Annotated in this window: 15 protein-coding genes and 2 tRNA genes; 8 read left to right on the forward strand and 9 right to left on the reverse strand. The window is 72.3% G+C overall.

Annotation, left to right across the window (positions count from 1 at the left end; all coding sequences use genetic code 11):
- Positions 1 to 435 precede the first annotated feature (435 nt).
- The 5 genes from QWM81_RS23385 to QWM81_RS23405 form a co-directional block, all read right to left on the reverse strand.
- Positions 436 to 502, reverse strand: a tRNA-OTHER gene (locus tag QWM81_RS23385).
- Positions 503 to 575: 73 nt separating this feature from the next.
- Entirely contained in the window at positions 576 to 1,004 is a 429-nt protein-coding gene (locus QWM81_RS23390) for a VOC family protein (protein WP_290114294.1), read from the reverse strand.
- Between the two features lie 157 nt (positions 1,005 to 1,161).
- Positions 1,162 to 1,617 carry a type II toxin-antitoxin system VapC family toxin gene (locus QWM81_RS23395; RefSeq protein WP_290114295.1) on the reverse strand — a complete coding sequence of 152 codons (456 nt, stop codon included), beginning with the start codon at positions 1,615 to 1,617 and terminating at the stop codon, positions 1,162 to 1,164.
- A complete protein-coding gene (locus QWM81_RS23400) occupies positions 1,607 to 1,876 on the reverse strand; it encodes a type II toxin-antitoxin system Phd/YefM family antitoxin (protein ID WP_062145112.1) in 270 nt (89 codons plus the stop codon). Before QWM81_RS23400 ends, QWM81_RS23395 begins: the two co-directional genes overlap by 11 nt.
- Before the next feature lie 142 nt (positions 1,877 to 2,018).
- A tRNA-Arg gene (locus QWM81_RS23405) sits at positions 2,019 to 2,091 on the reverse strand.
- A gap of 314 nt (positions 2,092 to 2,405) precedes the next feature.
- Between QWM81_RS23405 and QWM81_RS23410 the strand changes: the two genes are divergently transcribed.
- From QWM81_RS23410 to QWM81_RS23440, 7 genes are all read left to right on the forward strand, one after another.
- The gene (locus tag QWM81_RS23410) at positions 2,406 to 4,019 is read left to right on the forward strand and encodes a dynamin family protein (protein WP_290114318.1); all 1,614 of its coding nucleotides are present in this window, start codon (positions 2,406 to 2,408) and stop codon (positions 4,017 to 4,019) included.
- Positions 4,016 to 5,833, forward strand: a complete 1,818-nt coding sequence (locus tag QWM81_RS23415) for a GTPase (protein WP_435372432.1) — start codon at positions 4,016 to 4,018, stop codon at positions 5,831 to 5,833. Before QWM81_RS23410 ends, QWM81_RS23415 begins: the two co-directional genes overlap by 4 nt.
- A gap of 150 nt (positions 5,834 to 5,983) precedes the next feature.
- The gene (locus QWM81_RS23420; protein ID WP_290114297.1) at positions 5,984 to 6,511 is read left to right on the forward strand and encodes a single-stranded DNA-binding protein; all 528 of its coding nucleotides are present in this window, start codon (positions 5,984 to 5,986) and stop codon (positions 6,509 to 6,511) included.
- A 257-nt stretch (positions 6,512 to 6,768) separates the two neighbouring features.
- Positions 6,769 to 8,211 (forward strand): Cys-Gln thioester bond-forming surface protein, encoded by a 1,443-nt coding sequence (locus QWM81_RS23425; RefSeq protein ID WP_290114298.1) that lies wholly within the window; start codon positions 6,769 to 6,771, stop codon positions 8,209 to 8,211.
- A gap of 164 nt (positions 8,212 to 8,375) precedes the next feature.
- Positions 8,376 to 10,040, forward strand: coding sequence for an energy-dependent translational throttle protein EttA (ettA, locus tag QWM81_RS23430; RefSeq protein ID WP_290114299.1), 1,665 nt, complete (start codon positions 8,376 to 8,378; stop codon positions 10,038 to 10,040).
- A 10-nt stretch (positions 10,041 to 10,050) separates the two neighbouring features.
- The gene (locus tag QWM81_RS23435) at positions 10,051 to 10,485 is read left to right on the forward strand and encodes an acyl-CoA thioesterase (protein ID WP_290114300.1); all 435 of its coding nucleotides are present in this window, start codon (positions 10,051 to 10,053) and stop codon (positions 10,483 to 10,485) included.
- Entirely contained in the window at positions 10,482 to 11,156 is a 675-nt protein-coding gene (locus tag QWM81_RS23440) for a DUF8010 domain-containing protein (protein ID WP_290114301.1), read from the forward strand. The genes QWM81_RS23435 and QWM81_RS23440 overlap by 4 nt, the downstream gene beginning before the upstream one ends.
- Before the next feature lie 2 nt (positions 11,157 to 11,158).
- Here QWM81_RS23440 and QWM81_RS23445 read toward each other — a convergent pair whose 3' ends face one another.
- A complete protein-coding gene (locus QWM81_RS23445) occupies positions 11,159 to 11,563 on the reverse strand; it encodes a globin (RefSeq protein WP_290114302.1) in 405 nt (134 codons plus the stop codon).
- A gap of 133 nt (positions 11,564 to 11,696) precedes the next feature.
- Here QWM81_RS23445 and QWM81_RS23450 point away from each other — a divergent pair, with 133 nt between their 5' ends.
- Positions 11,697 to 12,677 (forward strand): methyltransferase domain-containing protein, encoded by a 981-nt coding sequence (locus QWM81_RS23450; protein ID WP_290114303.1) that lies wholly within the window; start codon positions 11,697 to 11,699, stop codon positions 12,675 to 12,677.
- On the opposite strand, the gene QWM81_RS23455 is transcribed toward QWM81_RS23450, so the two are convergent.
- From QWM81_RS23455 to QWM81_RS23465, 3 genes are read right to left on the reverse strand one after another with little or no spacing between them, the layout of a single operon-like run.
- Positions 12,674 to 13,945: an FHA domain-containing protein gene (locus QWM81_RS23455; RefSeq protein ID WP_290114304.1), complete on the reverse strand. Its 1,272-nt coding sequence runs from the start codon at positions 13,943 to 13,945 to the stop codon at positions 12,674 to 12,676. The two genes, QWM81_RS23450 and QWM81_RS23455, sit on opposite strands and share 4 nt — an antisense overlap.
- 59 nt (positions 13,946 to 14,004) lie before the next feature.
- Entirely contained in the window at positions 14,005 to 15,363 is a 1,359-nt protein-coding gene (locus QWM81_RS23460) for a vWA domain-containing protein (RefSeq protein ID WP_290114305.1), read from the reverse strand.
- A 30-nt stretch (positions 15,364 to 15,393) separates the two neighbouring features.
- The gene (locus QWM81_RS23465) at positions 15,394 to 16,797 is read right to left on the reverse strand and encodes a PP2C family protein-serine/threonine phosphatase (RefSeq protein WP_290114306.1); all 1,404 of its coding nucleotides are present in this window, start codon (positions 16,795 to 16,797) and stop codon (positions 15,394 to 15,396) included.

Consider the following 16,797-nt stretch of genomic DNA (forward strand, 5'->3'; position numbering starts at 1 on the left):
TCGGTCGGGTAGGGAAAATTAGCCGTCAGGTGACGGCGGGCGGACCACAGCCATCTGACCTGGGAGACGAACCGAGCAGCGCCTGCACGCCGGCGTCAACAGCTCGGCATTGGTCAGCCTCGGCGGACAGCCCCAACACCGCGATCTCATAGCTGCAGACCGGCGACGGAGCGCGAGTCCTGACTTTGCCTGGAGGTACGTGACCCACCCGCCGACCGATCGGGGCCCGCGAACCTGCGGCTCGCCGCACACAGCCCGATTTTCCTCACTCAATGGCTGTGACCTGTGCGTTCTCCTCAGCGCGAGAGGATTCGCATGGGTCGACGGCACGTTTGTCTGCCGGCGGAGCCCAACCGCTCATGTCAGCGACAGAAACCAAACACGCGGCTGACCTGCGGTCATCTCATCTCCAGGCCGGACCGACCGCAGGGTTTGCGCCCCCGGCAGGACTCGAACCTGCGGCCAAGCGCTTATCAAAGCGCTTGCTGTCATTTCCGGGGGCCTTTGGCTGATGACCGCCCCTCGTGCCTTCGCCCTGGCTCATGGGGACAGGGCGAAGGCACGTTCGCGGCCACTCAGTCGATGCAGAACTCGTTGCCCTCGATGTCCAGCATCGGGATGCACGAATCATTGCCGTCGTACAGCGTGCGCACGTGCACCGCACCGAGCGGGACCAGTCGTGCGCATTCCGCCTCAAGGGCGGCGAGGCGCTCTTCCCCCACGAGTCCGGTGCCGACCCGCACATCAAGATGCAGCCGGTTCTTGGCGGCCTTCCCCTCGGGGACACGCTGGAAGTACAGCCGCGGGCCCACCCCTGAGGGGTCGACGCAGGCGAACCAGGAATCCCGCTGCTCAGGTGGCTGCGAGCGCTTGAAATCGTCCCAAGTGGCAAACCCCGCCGGTGGCGGCGGTATGACGTACCCCAGCACCTCGCACCAGAAACGAGCGAGCCGCTCGGGTTCTGCGCAGTCGAAGGTCACTTGGAACTTCTTGATCGGCGTCATCGGGTAACTGTACGGGCGCGTGCCGGCACCGAGGCTCCGGGCGCCATCTCCGCGCAGATCGAGGTCTCGCGTGCCGTGAGTTGGCGAAGGGCAGTGATGTCCGCGACCGGGAGTGGAACCACCCTGGCTTCCGGCGCAGGGCGGGACCGACGCGGTACTACCGGTCGTGCAGGATCTCGGGCCGGGTGACGGGCACGATGGTGACCAAGCCGTCGAGGCCCTTGAAGTCGTCGGGGTTGGTGGTGAACAGGGGGAGTCCCTCGGCGACCGCGACGGCGGCGATCATCAGGTCGGCCGCACGGCGACGGGGCTTGCCGCCTGTGGAGACGACGGCGGCGCAGATTCTGCCGTAGATGCGGGCCGCCTCCACGTCGAAGGGGATGGGGTCGAATTCGTTCTCCGCGCGCTGTAGAACGTCCATGCGGCGGGCCCGCTCGGCGTGTTCGTCGTAGTCGCTCTGCTCGCCGCCGCGCACCTGGTGAGGGCCTGCAGAGAGTTCTGCGAGGGTGATGGCGCTGATGGCCATCTCGGCAGGTAGCTCGTCGGCGTCGATCCACTTGCGCAGGATCATGATGTTGGTGTCGAGCAGGCCTTGCTCGTGCTCAACGGGCATACGGGTCGTCCAACTCCTGCTCGACGACCGCGTCCTGGTCGTCGCGGAAGGCGTCCAGCGAGATGTCAGGGGCGGTACGTGACATGGCCGCGAACTCGGCGCGGGGAACGAAGCGGCGACGGCGGCGGAGCGGGATCAGCTCGCCGACACGATGCCCGTCGCGGGTGACGGTGAACGCCTGTCCTCCCTGGACGGCGTCCATGATCTCTTTGGAGCGGGTGCGCAGATCGCGCTGAGTGATCTCCGGCTGCGCTGTCATGCCGTCCACGATAGCGAAGGTGTGCTACCGGGTGCTACACGGTTACCCGCGATGGCGGCAGGCGAAGGCGCCTGCTCCAGAGCGATGTGCATCCGGACACGAAAAAGCCCCTCACGCGTTTCCACAGGTGAGAGGTTGTATGCGCCCCCGGCAGGACTCGAACCTGCGGCCAAGCGCTTAGAAGGCGCCTGCTCTATCCACTGAGCTACGGGGGCCGGTGGTGGCCTTGTGGCCTGGAGCCCCTGGTGGGTGGTCCGTGACCTTGCCGGGGACAAGGATAGGGCTCCGATCGCCTTGACCCGGTCGCTTCACCTGCGTGGCACGATGTGGAGGTTCGGTGAAGCGAACCGATAATCGCAGGCAGGTGCGATTTCCGCAGCGTTTTTCGCGTCTCGCGCCTCGGGTGTTGTGCACTCGTTATGCCTGTGTCCCACTCGTCCCGTCTGTCCCGAGTGCCTGATCGGCGCGCAGGGACACCTATACGCTTCAAAAAGGTCACGAAATTGGGCATTCTTCGCATGTGGTGACCTTGGACGTACGGCCTCAGCTCATCGACGCACTCTCCGCCCTGCGCGACCGTGTCGCCGCCGTGCGTCTTCCACTGCCCCTGCCGGGGGCGCCACGGGCGCGGCAGACGCGGGCGGAGTTGCTCGCGCAGCTCGATGACTATCTGGTGCCCCGCCTCAAGGAGCCCGACGCGCCGCTGCTCGCCGTCATCGGGGGATCCACCGGGGCCGGAAAGTCGACGCTGGTGAACTCCCTGGTGGGGCGGCGCGTCAGTGAGGCGGGGGTGCTCCGGCCCACCACGCGTACCCCCGTCCTCGTATGCCATCCCGACGATCACCACTGGTTCGCCGGTATGCGGGTGCTGCCGCAGCTCACCCGCGTATGGACACCGCAGGACGCGGACGGCGACGGGGACGGCGTCGAGGAGCGCACACTGCGGGTCGTCACCGCGGACACCCTGCCGCCCGGACTGGCGGTGCTCGACGCGCCCGACATCGACTCCCTCGTCGTCGAGAGCCGCGAGCTCGCCGCCGAACTGATCTGCGCCGCCGACGTGTGGGTGATGGTGACCACCGCCTCGCGATACGCCGACGCCGTGCCGTGGCATCTGCTGCGGACCGCCAAGGAGTACGACGCCACGCTCGTCACCGTGCTCGACCGGGTGCCGCACCAGGTGATCAACGAGGTGTCGCGGCAGTACGAGGCGCTGCTCGTCCGAGCGGGTCTGGGCGACGTGCCCCGGTTCACCATCCCCGAGCTGCCCGAGTCGACCGGTGGCGGAAGCGGCCTGCTGCCCGACACCGCCGTGGCGCCGCTGCGGGCCTGGCTCGCCCACCGGGCCCTGGACCCGGCCGCCCGGCAGCAGGCCGTCGGGCGCACGGCCGCCGGGGTCATCGACTCGCTGAACGCACGGATGCCGGAGCTGGCCGCCGCGGTCGCCGCCCAGTACGCCGCCGCCGTACGGCTCACCGGCGCCGTCCAGGCGGCCTACGAGCAGGAGGGCGAACGGGTGCGCCGGGAGCTGGGGCGCGGCGCCGTGCTCGCCGGCGACGCCCGCACCCGCTGGCGCGGCTACCCCCGCGACTGCTCGGCCACCGAACTGCTCGACTCCCTCGTCGAGTCCCTGACCGCGCTGCTCCAGTGCGCCGTCGCCGCCGCCGACGAGCACGTACGGGAGGCGTGGCGGCGCGAACCGGCCGCCGGCGCGCTGATGGGCGAGGGCGACGGCGGCGGCAGCGGCGCCCGGACCTCCGCCCCCGACCGGGAGACCGGCGAGCGCATCGGCATGGCCGTACGGCGCTGGCGGCGCGTCCTGGAGGAGCTGGCCGAGGACGAGGTACGGCGCGCCGACCGGGCCGCCGCCCCCGACGCCGAGACCGCGGCGGCGCTCCTCGCGGCCGCGCTGCTCGGCGGGCGCAGGACGCGCAGCGCGGGCGAGCGGCTCGCCGAGCTGCTCGGCGCGCAGGGCGCCCTGCGGCTGCGCGACCGGGGCGGCGAGCTGGTCACCACGTACATCGACCGCGTCCTGCAGGAGGAGAGGACGCGGCGGCTCGCGCCCCTCCGAGCGCTCGATGTGACACCGGAGCCGCAGGCCGAACTCATCGCCGCGCTGTCGCTATTGCAGAAGGAGAGGTGACGGCGGTGAGCGCCGTTGACGAACGCTGGGACGACGGACTGATCGCCCGCCGCGTACAGGAGCAGCTGGAGGCCGGCGAGCTCGGGCCCGGTGACCCGGACGCGCCGGGCGATCCGCACACCCCCATCGGCGAGGCGTACGCCGGGACCCTGCGCGCCCGCCTCGACGCCCTGCGCGAACTGATGGGGCTGTCCAGCACCCGGCTGGACGGCAAGACGCTCGCCGAGGCCGGGCGGGTACTGGACGAGGCGGCGGCGCGTCAGCGGCTCTCCTCGCGCCACACCGTCGTCGCCATCGCCGGAGCCACCGGAAGCGGCAAGTCCACTCTGATCAACGCGCTGGCCGGGGTGCCGATTTCCGAAACCGGCCTCCGCAGGCCCACGACGGCCGCGCCCATCGCCTGCACCTGGTCCGAGGGCGCGGCCGGGCTGCTGGACCGGCTCGCCATCCCGGGGCGGCTGCGGCGCCGGCCACTGGCGGGCGGCGTCGGCGACGAGGACTTGCAGGGGCTGGTCCTGGTCGACCTGCCCGACCACGACTCGGCGGTCACCGCGCACCGCAAGCAGGTCGACCGGGTGCTGGCCCTGGTGGACGCGGTGATCTGGGTGGTCGACCCGGAGAAGTACGCCGACGCGGCGCTGCACGAGCGGTACCTGCGTCCGCTCGCCGGGCACGCGGAGGTGACGTTCGTGGTCCTCAACCAGGTCGACCGGCTGCCCGGCGACGCCGCCCACCAGGTGCTGGACGATCTGCGGCGCCTGCTGGACGAGGACGGGATCGCCCTCGGCGAGCACGGCGAACCCGGCGCCACGGTGCTGGCGGTATCGGCGCTCACGGGGGAGGGCGTGGGCGAACTGCGCGAGACGCTCGGCGCGTTCGTGCAGCGGCGCAACGCCGCCGAGCGGCGGCTGTCGGCGGACGTGGACGCGGCCGCCGCGCGGCTCCGCCCGGTGTACGTGGCGGACGGCAGGCCCGGCCTCGGCGAGCGGTCCCGCGAGGACTTCGGCGCCCGGCTCGCGGTCGCCGTCGGGGCGCGAGCGGCCGGCGAGGCGGCGGAACGCGAGTGGCGGCGCAACGCGGGACGGGCGTGCGGGACGCCGTGGCTGCGGCTGTGGCGCTGGTACGAGCGGCTGCGTACCGGCGGTGGCCCGGCGGGCGGCGCGTCGGGGAGCGGTACGCGGGAGGGCGCCGAGCAGGAGGCCACCGCGCCGGCGGAGGACGAGCTGACGGCACGCCAGCGCGTCGAGCAGGCCGTGCGGATCGTGGCGGACGAGGCGGCGCGCGGGCTGCCGCTGCCGTGGGCGCAGGCGGTGCGCGAGGCGGCGGTGCGCGGGGCGCAGGGGCTCCCGGAAGCGCTGGACGAGCTGGCGGTGACGCTGGGGGCGGCGCCGGCGGGGGGACGGCCGCCCCGGCCCGCCTGGTGGCCGGCCGCGGTGCTGGCGCAGGCCGCGATGACGCTGCTGCAGTTCTACGGTGCCCTGTGGCTCGTCGGCCAGATCGTCGGCGTGCTGGAACCCGGGCTGTTCCCGCCGGTCCTGATCATGCTGGCGGGCATCCTCGGCGGGCCGCTGGTCGAGTGGGCGTGCGCGGCGGCCGCCCGGGGGCCGGCCCGGCGGTACGGGGAGGAGACCGAACGCCGGCTGCGGGAGGCGGCGGCGGGGTGCGGGCGGGCGAGGGTGCTCGATCCGATCGCCGCCGAGCTGATGCGCTACCGCGAGGTGCGGGAGCAGTACGCCAACGTGTCCGGGCGCCGTAGCGCTGTGGCCACCGGGGTCGGAATGGTGGCCCTGACGGGTGGTCCACCCGACGGGTGACGCAGTTGTGCACAGGCGGGGTGCTCGTCCACAGGCCGAGCGGGATTTTCGCGGACGGGCCAGCATGAACTCCGTCGGCAAGCTTCGTCGGCAAGCTTCGTCAGCAGAGGCAGACCGCGCCGCAAGGCCGGACGGGGAGGGATGGGCATCATGAACGACACCATGGTGACGGTCGTGGGCAATGTGGCGACCAACGTCGAGTACCGCGAGACCGTGTCGGGAGGCATGGCGAAATTCCGGTTCGCGGCGACCGCGCGCCGCTGGGACCGGGAGAAGGCGGCCTGGGTCGACGGGCACACCAGTTTCTACACGGTGTGCGCGTGGCGGGCGCTCGGCATGAATCTGGCCGCGTCGGTCTCGGTTGGTGACCCGTTGGTGGTGCACGGGCGGCTGAGGGTGCGGGAGGAGGACTGGGACGGTCAGCGCAGAACGTTCGTGGACATCGACGCGTCGGCGGTGGGACACGACCTGACGCGTGGGACCTCGGCTTTCAGGAGGGTGATGAGGGGAGACCCACGATCGGCTGAACGCGGCGAGCGCGGCGAGCGCGGCGAACGCGGTGAACGCGGCGAACGCGTGGAGCCCGTGGAGCGGGTCGACCGTGAGGAACGGGCGGTGCGGGAGCCCGGGAAGAGCGGCAAAAGCGCCGCCGAACGGCCAGCGGAGCTCGTGTCATGACGGCTCGGTGTCATGACGGTACGTCAGGAAAGGAGTACCCTCCGGCGCGCGGATGTGGAGATTTGGCGAGCGCCCACCCTGCGCCGCCCATGCGCGATAACGATTCCGAGTCGGAATGGTTGTCTGACGGTATGACAGGGCATTGGGCAGGGCCGCCTCTCTAGGATTCCCCGGTACCCACGGGGCACTTGAGTCGGCAGGCGAGGCACTCCCCCCACGCATCACACGCGAAAGAGTCTCGCCCGGAGGGGAATTCGGTGTTTGCTGCGTTTTCTGTACGAAGGCGGAGAAGGCGTCCCGCCCGTCTCGTCGCCGCGGTCGTGACCTCCGGGCTGGTCGCCACCGGATTCATAGCCGGCGCGTCCGCCGCCGCGGCCGACGAGGCTCCACAGCACCAGGGCGGTGCCGCCGCCACCCTCAACGGGCTGACCACCTACGACCGCGCCGTACTCCGTGTCGACGGTGAGAAGCGGGAGATCCCCGCCGGACTGTTCGAGATGACCGTCGACGGCGGCGGGACTCTGAAGACCTACTGCGTCGATCTCCACAACCCCACCCAGGAGAAGGCCCGGTACCTGGAGACCTCCTGGGACCAGACCTCCCTCGGCGGGAACAAGGACGCGGGCAGGATCCGCTGGATCCTCCAGCACTCCTACCCGCAGGTCGACGATCTGGTGGGACTGGCTCATGATGCCGGGGCGGGGCCGCTCACCAGGGAGACCGCGGCCGCCGGCACCCAGGTCGCCATCTGGCGGTACTCCGACGACGCGCAGGTCCAGGCGCTGGACCCGGCGGCCGAGAAGCTGGCCGACTGGCTGGAGAAGGCGGCCGAGAACGTCGCGGAGCCCAAGGCGTCACTGAGCCTGGAGCCGAGCGCCGTCTCCGGACCGGCCGGAACCCGGATCGGCCCGGTCACCGTACGCACCGACGCCGACCGGGTCACGGTCGCCCCGCCCGCCGACGCGGCCACCAGTGGCATCAAGGTCACCGGCGAGGACGGCAAGCCGGTCACCTCGGCGGCTGACGGCAGTCGGCTGTACGTCGAGGTGCCCGCCAAGGCCGCCGACGGCTCCGCCGCCCTCACCGTGCAGGCCACCACCTCCGTGCCGGTGGGCCGGGCCTTCGCCGGGGTCACCAAGAGCCAGACGCAGATCCTCGCCGGGTCCAGCGAGTCGACCGTCTCCGCGACGGCCACCGCCACCTGGGCCACCACGGGCGCCATACCGGCGCTCTCCGCGAAGAAGAACTGCGCCAAGAGCGGCGTGGACGTCACCGCCACCAACCAGGGCGACGCCGCGTTCAGCTTCGAGCTCACGGGCTTGCGGCACGCCATCCGGGCCGGCGAGACGCGGACGGTGACCATCCCGGTCGCCGAAGACCAGGCATACGACTTCACCATCACCGGGCCCGGCGGCTTCCGGAAGACCTTCAAGGGCATCCTCGACTGCAAGACCACCGGCAGCACGGCCACCACCGTGACCGGGCAGCAGGGCTCGCAGCCCAGCCCCCTCTCGGCCGGCGGCGCCTCGGCCGGTACGGGCGCGCTCGACGGCGCGCTCGACGGCGGCGAAGACCTCGCCGAGACCGGCGCGTCCGGCGCCACACCCATGATCGCGGGCATAGCCCTGACGATGGTGGTGCTCGGCGGGGCGGCCGTCTTCCTCCTCCGCAAGAAGGAGTCACCCGGCGCCGGAGAGTGACCGCACCGCGGCGGTGCGCACACGATTCAGGCCCCGGCAGGCGCGCGGACGCGCGGCCGGGGCCGCTGCCTTAGCAGGCCCCGCGGTACTGGTTTCCATCGGGGGATGGACGTCAGGCAAGATGGGGTGTATCTGCCCACTCTCGGATTGCCGGACGGTTTCTCTTGGCTGAGTACATCTACACGATGCGCAAGACGCGCAAGGCGCACGGCGACAAGGTCATCCTCGATGACGTGACGCTGAGCTTCCTGCCCGGCGCGAAGATCGGTGTGGTCGGCCCGAACGGCGCCGGTAAGTCCACCGTCCTGAAGATCATGGCCGGTCTGGAGCAGCCGTCCAACGGTGACGCGTTCCTGTCTCCCGGGTACACGGTCGGCATCCTGCTCCAGGAGCCGCCGCTGAACGAGGAGAAGACGGTCCTGGAGAACGTCCAGGAGGGCGTCGCCGAGATCAAGGGGAAGCTCGACCGGTTCAACGCGATCGCCGAGGAGATGGCGACCAACTACACCGACGAGCTCATGGAGGAGATGGGCAAGCTCCAGGAGCAGCTGGACCACGCCAACGCGTGGGACCTGGACGCCCAGCTCGAGCAGGCCATGGACGCGCTCGGCTGCCCGCCCGGCGACTGGCCGGTCACCAACCTCTCGGGTGGCGAGAAGCGCCGCGTCGCGCTCTGCAAGCTGCTGCTGGAGGCCCCCGACCTGCTGCTGCTGGACGAGCCCACCAACCACCTGGACGCCGAGTCCGTGCAGTGGCTGGAGCAGCACCTCGCCAAGTACGCCGGCACCGTCGTCGCCATCACCCACGACCGGTACTTCCTCGACAACGTCGCCGAGTGGATCCTCGAACTCGACCGCGGCCGCGCCTACCCCTACGAGGGCAACTACTCCAAGTACCTGGAGACCAAGCAGGCCCGTCTCAAGGTCGAGGGCCAGAAGGACGCCAAGCGCGCCAAGCGGCTCAAGGAAGAGCTGGAGTGGGTCCGCTCCAACGCCAAGGGACGGCAGGCCAAGTCCAAGGCCCGTCTCGCCCGGTACGAGGAGATGGCCGCCGAGGCCGACAAGATGCGGAAGCTGGACTTCGAGGAGATCCAGATCCCGCCGGGCCCGCGCCTGGGCAGCGTCGTGGTGGAGGTCGAGAACCTCCACAAGGCGTTCGGCGAGAAGGTCCTCATCGAGGACCTGAGCTTCTCGCTGCCGCGCAACGGCATCGTCGGTGTCATCGGCCCGAACGGCGCCGGCAAGACCACGCTGTTCAAGATGATCCAGGGGCTGGAGGAGCCCGACTCCGGCACGATCAAGGTCGGCGAGACCGTCAAGATCAGCTACGTCGACCAGAGCCGCGCCAACATCGACCCGAAGAAGACGCTGTGGGCCGTCGTCTCCGACGAGCTGGACTACATCAACGTCGGCCAGGTCGAGATGCCGTCGCGGGCGTACGTCTCCGCGTTCGGCTTCAAGGGCCCGGACCAGCAGAAGCCGGCCGGCGTGCTGTCCGGCGGTGAGCGCAACCGCCTCAACCTGGCGCTCACCCTCAAGCAGGGCGGCAACCTGCTGCTCCTCGACGAGCCGACCAACGACCTCGACGTCGAGACGCTGTCCTCGCTGGAGAACGCGCTGCTGGAGTTCCCCGGCGCGGCCGTGGTCGTCTCCCACGACCGCTGGTTCCTCGACCGGGTCGCCACGCACATCCTGGCGTACGAGGGTGACTCCAAGTGGTTCTGGTTCGAGGGCAACTTCGAGGCGTACGAGAAGAACAAGGTCGAGCGCCTCGGCCCGGACGCGGCCCGTCCGCACCGCGCCACGTACAAGAAGCTGACGCGGGGCTGAGGCAACGGCAGTGGCTCGTCACATCTACAGCTGTCCCCTGCGCTGGTCGGACATGGACGCCTTCGGGCACGTCAACAACGTCGTCTTCCTCCGCTATCTGGAGGAGGCGCGGATCGACTTCATGTTCCGGCTGGCGCCGGGGAACGGCTCACCGTCGTTCTCCGGCGGGTCGGTCGTGGCCCGGCACGAGATCGACTACGTACGGCCGCTGGTCCACCGGCACGAGCCGGTGACCATCGAGTCGTGGGTCACCAAGATCGGCGCGGCGTCGCTGACGATCGCGTACGAGATCAAGGACCCCGATCAGGTCTACGTGCGCGCCTCGACGGTCGTCGTGCCCTTCGACCTGGAGGCGCAGCGGCCGCGCCGCATCACCGCGGAGGAGCGGTCGTTCCTGGAGGAGTACGTGGACGACGGCATGCACGGTGAGCCGACGGCCGCATGACGCCGCCGCTGCACTTCGCCGACGCCAGGGAGGCGGCCGACCTCGCCGCCTTCCTGGCCCGGCTCATCCACTACGACCGGGCCGCCGCCGTCCGCCTCCAGGCGGGTGGCGGGGCCCTGGCCGTTTTCGGGCGGCCACCGTCCTTCGAGGTGCTGGCCATCCGCACGGCCGCGCTGCTGGACGACGCGCCGCTGGACGTCACCGTCTCGGCCGGTCAACTCCTGGACGGTATCGAGGAGTCGGCGGGCAAGGCGATCGTGCCCGCCCCCGTCACCGGGCCGCCCTGGGCCGGCGTCCTGCCCCCGCGCGGCGGCTGGCACGAGGTCCCCGGGCTCCCCGACGCGGCGGGGCTGCGCGGGGCGGTGGCCGCGGCGGTGGCCGAATTCCGGGAGCGGGACGCGCGGTTGCCGGCCGAGCACCGCACGCGCGCGGAGCGCGACCGGATCGGCCGCGAGATCTGGTCCCGGACGGTCGGCTCCACCGGCCTGCCGCTGCGTGCCGTCCACGCCGCGCAGTCCCTGGGCTTCCTGCCCTCCCACGACGTGCCGGTGGCGCTGCTCGGCGCAGGCTCGTGGCTGCGGCTGCGCACGCCGTACGGGTCGATCGCCGTCCGGGTGCGGGGTCTCGGCGGCCTGACCGTCACCCCGGTCCGGCACGCGGACCCGGGCTAAGGTCAGTCCGGGGTGTTGACCATCGACGCGGCGGCGTACGTCAGGTAGTTCCAGAGCGTCCGCTCGTGCTCCTCGGACAGGCCCAGCTCGTCGACCGCTGCCCGCATGTGCTTCAGCCAGGCGTCGTGCGCCGCCCTGTCGACGGTGAAGGGCGCGTGGCGCATGCGGAGCCGGGGGTGGCCCCGGTTGTCGCTGTAGGTGCGCGGGCCGCCCCAGTACTGCATCAGGAACAGCACCAGCCGCTCCTCGGCCGGGCCCAGGTCCTCCTCGGGATACATGGGCCGCAGGAGCGGGTCCTCGGCTACCCCCTCGTAGAAACGGTGGACGAGGCGCCGGAAGGTAGCCTCGCCGCCGACCTGCTCGTAGAAGGTCTGCTCCTGAAGCGTGCCACGCGGGATCTCATTCACGACTCCATCGTCTCAGACGCACCGGCCGAGGACCCGGGGCCTAGGCCACGCCCTGGGTCACGCTCCAGGACTCGGCCTTGGCAGCCCGCCGTGCTACTCGCCACCCGGCCCCGTTGGGCAGCACAGTGGAGGCATGCGCACACACCACGAGGATCCGTTCGCCGGACCCGCCGCCGAGGCGCGGCGCGCGCTGGTGCGGCAGATCGCCGCGGCCGGGGATCTGGCGGACCCGGCCTGGCGGGCGGCGTTCGAGGAAGTGCCGCGGCACCTGTTCGTGCCGTACTACTACATCGGCGTCATCGGCGGATACGAGCGGCTGTGGTGCGAGGACCCCGATCCGGACCGGCGGCGGCGCTGGCTGGAGGGCGCGTACCTGGACCGGCCGCTCGCCACGCGCGTACGGGACGGGGAACTCGTCTCGTCGGCGAGCCAGCCGTCCCTGATGGCCGCGATGCTGCACGCGCTGGAGCTCAGGGACGGGGACACCGTGCTGGAGATCGGTGCCGGCACCGGGTACAACGCGGCGCTCCTGGCACACCGGCTGGGCGACGAGCGGGTGACGACCGTCGACCTCGACGAGGACATCACGGAGGCGGCCAGGGCCCATCTGGCGGCGGCCGGTTACCACCCCGTCGTGATCACCGGCGACGGGGCGCGCGGCTGCCCGCAGCGGGCGCCGTTCGACGCGATCATCGCGACGTGCGCCGTGCCGTCCGTACCGCCCGCGTGGCTGTCGCAGTGCCGGCCGGGCGCACGCGTCCTGGCCCCGCTGTCCACCGGACTGATCCGGCTACGGGTACGGGACGCCGACCACGCCGAGGGACGGTTCCTGCACACCTCCGCCTACTTCGTGCCGCTGCGTGGCGGCAGCGCGTCCCCGCCCGCGGTGCACACGGGCGGACTGCCCCGCCGCGCGGCCGAGAACGACCTGTTCCGCTTCCTGCTGACGCTCACCGCGGGCCGCCTGGACCCGCAGGAGGCGTACTCGCTCTGGCAACGGGAAGGGCAGCCGGACCGGGAGAGGTTCGGCGTGACGGTCAGCGGCGGACACCAGTGGGCCTGGCTGGACGACCCCGAGGGGCCCTACAGCTGGCCCCTCGGTACGCCGGGCTAGCCGCGGCGGATCGTGATCGTCGTCCAGGCGCCCACGTGGACCCGGTCGCCGTCCTTGAGCGGCACGGGGACGTAGGGCTGGATCGGGTCCTCGGCGCCGTTGAGCGTGGTGCCGTTGGTGGAGTTCTGGTCGACGACGGCCCACGAGCCGTCCGGCTGCTGGACCAGGACGGCGTGCTGGTGCGAGACGCCCGGGTCCTCCGGCGGTACGGACAGGTCGATGTCGGGCGACTCCCCCGTGGAGTGCCGCCGGCGCCCGATGCTGACCTGGCTGCCGGACAGCGACAGGCGCTGCTCGGGGGAGTACGCGGGCAGGTTCAGGCCCGCGGCCTCGGGACCGCTGCGCTGCATCATCGCCATGAAGTACTCACGGTCGGGCGCGATGACGGCCGTCCAGCCCGCGGGCGGCTGGTACTGCGGCGGCTGGGAGGCGTGCGGTGGCTGCGGCTGCGGCGGCTGGGGCTGCGGCTGGTGGCCCTGGCCATGCGCCTGGTGGGGCTGGGGCTGGGGCTGGTGGGGCTGCGGCTGGTGAGGTGCCTGCGGTCCCGGTCCCTCGGGCGGCGCGGGGGGCGCCGGCCGCTGAGGGCCGGGAGTCTGCGGAGCCTGCGGGGCCTGCGGCGGCGAGGGCGGCGGCAGCACCCAGTCGTCACCGTCGTCGGCCGGCCGGGACCGCGGCGGGGGTGGCGGACCCGGCTGCTGGAACGCCTGCGGAACCGGCGGCGGAGGCGGCGGTCCCTGTGGCGGTCCCTGTGGCGGTCCCTGGGACGCGGGCCGCTCGGGGGCGAACGGCTCGGGGGCGAACGGCTCGGCCGGGCGGTTCACCTGCGACGGCCGGGAGCCCTGGTACTCGTACGGGTCCGGAGGGGCCGGCTGGGACCGGAAGCCGGGCGGCAGGTTCAGCCCGGGCGGCGGACCGGCGGGACCACCGGGGCCGCCGGGACCGCCACCGGGACGGGCCGGGGGCGGCGCGACCGGGGTGTACGAGGTCGCCGTGTTGGTGAGGAAGTTCCACCGGCACTCCTCGCAGAACGGCGCCATCGCCTCGCGCGGGGTGCGGCACTGCGGGCACAGCTCCGCCTGGGCGGTGGCGTTCGGATCGCCACCGGGGCCCGGGCCCGGGTAGCCGTACGCGGACGGCGGCGGGGGCGGCGGTGGGGGAGGGGGCGGCGGAACGGCACCCGCAGGCGCGCCCGCCCCGGCCATGCGATGGCCGCAGACCTCGCACCAGTCGTCGGAACCCGACTGGTGTCCGTTCGGGCAGGTCGGCATGTCGGCGCTTCCCCCTCTCCTCATCCGGCCCGCGGGCCGAGCAAGTCGTGTCTCGTGACCTATTTCTTCACGCGAACGGTCTTGGTGGAGCGCGTCTCAAGCGTCATCTCATCCGCCTCCGCGACCTTCGCCTTCAGTCGCACAGTACCGGTCGCCGCGTCGACGACATCCACCACCTTCGAAAGCAGTTTCGCCGTATCCGCGTTCCCGGAGGCGGCCGCGAGCTGGACCGCGCGGCCCAGTTTCGCGGTCGCGCCATCGAAGTCGCCCGACTTGCGGGCATCGAGCCCCTGTTGGATGACGTGTGCCAGTTCGGCCTGTCCCGTGTAGTGCGCGACCTGCGGGTTGATGGACGTGGAGGCCGCCATGTCCTCGGTCCACACCGCCCGTACCAGACCCTGCGCCGGCGGCCCGGCCGTGCCGCCCGCCGGGTCCGGCAGGATCAGCGAGACCCGCGCCGCCAGCATCTCCTGCCCGATGCCGGCCTGCGGCACCCGTACGCACACGTGGTAGTCGCGGGACTCGTCGCCCCAGGAGCCGGTCGGGTAGTCCCCGGCGCGCGGCCCCGCCTCCGTACGCCGGTCCGTCAGCTCCTCCACCGCCGGCGCCACCTGCTTGACGAAGACGATCTCCGCCCCGACCGGCGTCCACAGCCGCAGCGCGACGTCTGCGACCTCCTTGCCCATCGCGTTCTCCATCATCCGCGTGAAGTCCGCGGCCAGGCCGGCCGGATCGGCGACGATGTCGGCCGTACCGAGCAGTGCCGAGGCGACAGCGGTGACCTCCTTGACCTCCCAGTCGGTGCCCACCCCGCGGGCGTCGCAGGTGAAACGGCCCGCGCAGGCGTCGAGCGCGGCCCGCAGGTCCTCCGGCGCCTCGTGCTCGTTGCGGCCGTCGGTGAGCAGGATGCCGTGCCGGATCGGTACACCGGCGGAGTTCAGCAGCCGGTCGGTGAGCCTCAGCCACGTACCGATCGCGGTGCCGCCGCCCGCGCTCAGCCGGCGCAGCGCGTCCTTGGCCTGCGCGCGGGTCCGCGCGTCGGCGATGGCCAGCCGGCCGCCTCCCGGATACACCTCGGCCGCGACGTGCGTGCCGGCCACCACCGCGAAGGCGACGCCGTCGCGCAGGGTGTCGATCGCGGCGGCCGTGGCGTCACGCGCGTTGCGCATCTTCGTCGGCGGATAGTCCATCGAGCCGGAGCAGTCCACCATGATCACAACGGCGGCGGTGGGTGCCCGGCCCGGTATGGACGAAGGGGAGAGGGACGCTCCGGCGAGCGGCACTCCTCCGGTGGTGCCCCCGCCCGTCGACGTGACCGTGACGATGGCGTTGACCTCGCGCCCGCCCTCCGGCAGGTACTCGTTCTGGTACACCTCCACCGAGAACCGCGGCACGTTCGACTTGGAGAAGTTCGCCATCTCACACTCCGTACGTCGCGGGCGAAACGGTCAGGCCGATACTGCCCCTTCGGGCGCCATGGCGAACGGGAGCACGGCCACTGTTACGTTGTCGTGGCCGCCACCGTCGAGGGCGTGTCCGACCAGGACCTGGGCACTGTGCAGGGGCCGGTCGGCGGCGTCGGGCGGCACGACCCGCGCCATGTCCCGTGCGCCCTCCGCGTAGTTCCACAGCCCGTCCGTGCACACCACGACGACACCGGGCCGGTCCGGCTTGAACGCGGCGGTGTGCGGGTCCAGTTCGTACGCGTCGGCTCCCAGCCAGCCCGTGATCGCGTGCGCGCGCTCGTCCGCGTACGCCTCGGCCTCGTTCATCAGGCCCGCCGCCACCATCTGCGCGGCCCACGAGTCGTCCTCGGTGAGCCGGGCCGGCGGGGCGCCGCGGTCGTCGGGCACCCAGTAGGCGCGGCTGTCGCCGACCCAGCCGACGACCAGCAGGCCACCGGCGACGACCGCGCCGACCAGCGTGCAGGCCGGGGCGTTGCGGTGAGGCTGGTGGTGCGGGTCGTGGTCCGTCGCGCCCTGGCCGTCGTCGTCCGCGAGGGCGTTGACCGCCGCGGCGGCCGCGACGATCGCCTCGTGCATCGCCGCCTGCGGGTGCGTACCGCGCGGCAGCGCGCGCAGCAGCGACTCGTTGGCGGCGGCCGCGGCGGCCGCCGACGCCTCGTCGGGGCGGGTCGCCGACGACACCCCGTCGCACACGATCGCGACGACGGCCGGCGAACCGTCCGGGAGGGCGGTCGAGGACACCGCGAACGCGTCCTCGTTACGGTGGTGGCGCAGCCCGCGGTCGCTGACGGCCGCGACGGAACCGAGCTCCTCCTCCATGTGGTCGCGCTCGCGCGGCTGGGCGTGCCCGCAGTTCTCGCAGTACCCGTCCGGGTCCACCCGCCCGGCCCGGCACGCCACGCACAGCCGGGTACCGGCGGGCGGAGCCGGCGTGAGACCCCCGGCACGGGGATCCGGCGCGCTTCCGCCCAGGGGCGCCTGCCCGGCCGGCTCCGGGGACGCGGGTACGGGCCCGGGACCGGACGCGGGCCCGGGACCGGACGCGGGTACGGGACCGGACGCGGGTACGGGACCGGACGCGGGTACGGGATCAGGCTCGGGTACGGGCTCGGGCGCCGGGGCCGGCGCGGGGAGTTCGAAGTCGCCGCTGTCCGTGGCCGGGGTGTCGAACCGAATGGCCGGGGGCTCACCCATGGGCGGTCGCCCGCCGCCCGCCGCGGGCCATGCCGTACCGCCCGCCGGGGAGCCCACGGCGATGGTGGGCCGGTCCTGCGGCGGAGGCGGTACGGCCGACAGGTCGTACCCGCACACACCACAGAACAGGTCACCCGACTCCAGCGGCTCCTCGCAGCCGGGACAGGCGGACAGCTGGTGCATCTGCGACAT

This window comes from Streptomyces ficellus, assembly GCF_030406405.1.
Lineage (GTDB): Bacteria > Actinomycetota > Actinomycetes > Streptomycetales > Streptomycetaceae > Streptomyces > Streptomyces ficellus_B.